This window comes from Deltaproteobacteria bacterium, from assembly GCA_018668695.1.
Lineage (GTDB): Bacteria > Myxococcota > XYA12-FULL-58-9 > XYA12-FULL-58-9 > JABJBS01 > JABJBS01.
Map to the genome: position 1 here is coordinate 1 of JABJBS010000416.1, position 2,385 is coordinate 2,385.

Genomic DNA, 2,385 nt, shown 5'->3' on the forward strand with positions numbered 1-2,385 from the left:
CGACCCAGCGCTCATATCTAGAGCTCTTACAAGCGGCAACTAAATCCACTGAAGCGATTACGAGTGTTTCACGGGCCATTAATCATGTCTGATAATATATATTATGTAAACTTTAGATTTCACCCCAATAAGGGTGTCAGAACGGCCCTAACCACACAAACGATAGTTTTCAGTTTGTCTCGAAACTTATACGGAACTGTGAAACGTCTTGTTGGGGATAAGCATTGAATTGTGGTGAATAGAAAGAACTTGGTGTGGCTGGACTTGTATTAACGGCCAAATAGCTTACCGAGCAATCCGCCCTGAGCTTTTTTGATCTGTACAATCTCAGCGATGATGGTCTCTAGCTTGTTGCGCATATCTTTAGGAGTAAATGGCTTGGAGATGAAACCATTGGCCCCCGCATCGTCCAGCGCCTCGGTAACAAAGTCCATCGTTTTGTTACTCGTGACCATAACCAGTTTAACCTGGTCATTCAGTGGCTCTTCTCGGATCTTACGAACAACGTCGATGCCGTTCATTTTAGGCATATTCCAGTCAATGAATACGATGTCATATTCTTCAGGATTGAATTTCTCGAGCGCATCGTCTCCGTCTACGGCTTCTTGAAAGTCAAACTCTGCCAACTGTGCGTGACGCAGTCCTTTCATGACAATTCTACGCATACTGCGAGAGTCATCGACTACGAGTGCACGGATTTTCATGGTTAGACCTCATTGAATTATGGAGAGCTGAATCGCCCTGCCAATTACCCCAGCTTATTTCTACTATGGATCCTGGGGTCGCAACAACTCGGTTTAGAAGACTTTTTAAACTCTTAGAGGCCGTTAGTACTCCTGGAAGCCCCTTAAAACGAATGTTTCGATCAAGAAATCTCCGCTGAGCGCGTTATGTTGGACCTCAGGTCCTGTTTGGAATAGGAAAAGAGTGTTAATTGGTTTCTCCGGTGACCCTTGGATAAATATGGAGTGAATCGAGGCAATGGCGCTCTTTTCTCGTAACAAAAAGTCTAAAATTCTCGTTATTGATGATTCGGAAACCGTTCGAACGAGCCTCAAGGCCGTTCTGGCTCCGCATTATAGAGTTAGCCTCGCAGAAGATGGCGCAGCCGGCCTTAAGCTGATTGCTAAGGAGAAGCCGGATATGGTCCTTCTGGACCTTGTTATGCCCACCTTAGATGGATTTAAGGTTCTTTCGCTTTTACGCTCACAGCAGGCAACCAAAGATATCCCCGTATTCGTGATTACGGAGCAACAAAAATCACAAGACGTGGACCGAGCGATGCAGCTGGGAGCCACGGACTATTTCAAGAAAAGCCAAATGAACCAGAGCATGGTGCTTGAAAAAGTTAAGTTTTTCCTCGATCCCGACCTTCCATGGGACCCTAGCCAACAATCCGGCGACTCCCGTGAAGTTCTCACGGCTGAAGGCGACATTAAGATCAAGAACAAGTACGACGTGGATTTTTACGCCAAGTATGAGCGAATCGATGGAGATCTCATTCTTGATGAAAGCACCGCGGCAAACCTAGACCTACCTTTGCTTACATCGATAACGGGTCAGCTCCATGTCGAAAACAATCAGCGGCTTACCCGGTTAACCCTCAAAAACTTACGAAGTGTTGGCGGCGCAGTAACTATTGTTGGTAATCCCATCCTGGAAAGCTTGGTTGACCTGAAGAAGTTGAAGAAGGTCGGTGGGAACTTCCGAGTGTGCGATAACGGCTCACTACCAGCTACGCACCCTCTCAAGATTCGCGACATGGTCATGGATGCAGGTGGAATTGGTGGCGATGTAGAAGTCACCGACAACAAGGGGTTTTGAATCTCAGCCTTAGGGCTTACATGCCCCTTAGAGATCCACTATGATCACTAATGTGGTCTTGTTTCTGCACCACAGCAATTTGATTGGGGGACGCCTATGAGCGTTAAGTTTTTCGGACAGTACCTATTACTCGAAGGCGCAGTAAGCGCGGAACAGCTGCGTTCAGCCCTTGAGCTAATGGAACGTGAACACCGCATGCTTGGGGAGTTGGCCGTTGAAGCTGGAATCCTGTCTGCAGAAGATGCTGGTACCATCAACCGCGAACAACTCAATCGGGATTTACCCTTTGGAATGTTGGCTGTTGAAAAAGGCATGCTCACAGATAAGCAAGTCGAGCAGCTACTTGATCTACAGCGCAAGAAACGCTTGCGCTTGGGAGAAGCACTGGTCCAACTCAATTTCCTGAGCGAAGATAAAGTTGAGTCTCTACTTCAAGCTTTCCACGCGGAGCAAGCGCCCTTCCAGGATTCTGAAATCACTTTGCCGGAAACGTTGAAGACGAACCCTGTTGCTACATTCATTCTCGACTTCATCCCTAAAATCACGATGCGTGTATCACGA

Annotated in this window: 3 protein-coding genes; 2 read left to right on the forward strand and 1 reads right to left on the reverse strand. The window is 47.1% G+C overall.

Annotated elements, in window-relative coordinates; translation table 11 throughout:
* Positions 1-269 precede the first annotated feature (269 nt).
* Positions 270-704, reverse strand: a complete 435-nt coding sequence (locus HOK28_24610; protein ID MBT6436294.1) for a response regulator — start codon at positions 702-704, stop codon at positions 270-272.
* Positions 705-981: 277 nt separating this feature from the next.
* Here HOK28_24610 and HOK28_24615 point away from each other — a divergent pair, with 277 nt between their 5' ends.
* Both HOK28_24615 and HOK28_24620 read left to right on the forward strand, forming a co-directional pair.
* On the forward strand, positions 982-1,824 hold the full coding sequence (locus HOK28_24615; GenBank protein ID MBT6436295.1) for a response regulator: 843 nt from the start codon (positions 982-984) through the stop codon (positions 1,822-1,824).
* 96 nt (positions 1,825-1,920) lie between these two features.
* On the forward strand, positions 1,921-2,385 hold a 465-nt coding region (locus tag HOK28_24620; GenBank protein ID MBT6436296.1), incomplete at its 3' end, for a hypothetical protein.

Excerpts from the sequence above, each read along its gene's own strand:
- HOK28_24610 (MBT6436294.1), bottom strand. The coding sequence starts at position 704 with ATGAAAATCCGTGCACTCGTAGTCGATGACTCTCGCAGTATGCGTAGA.
- HOK28_24615 (MBT6436295.1), top strand. The coding sequence starts at position 982 with ATGGCGCTCTTTTCTCGTAACAAAAAGTCTAAAATTCTCGTTATTGAT.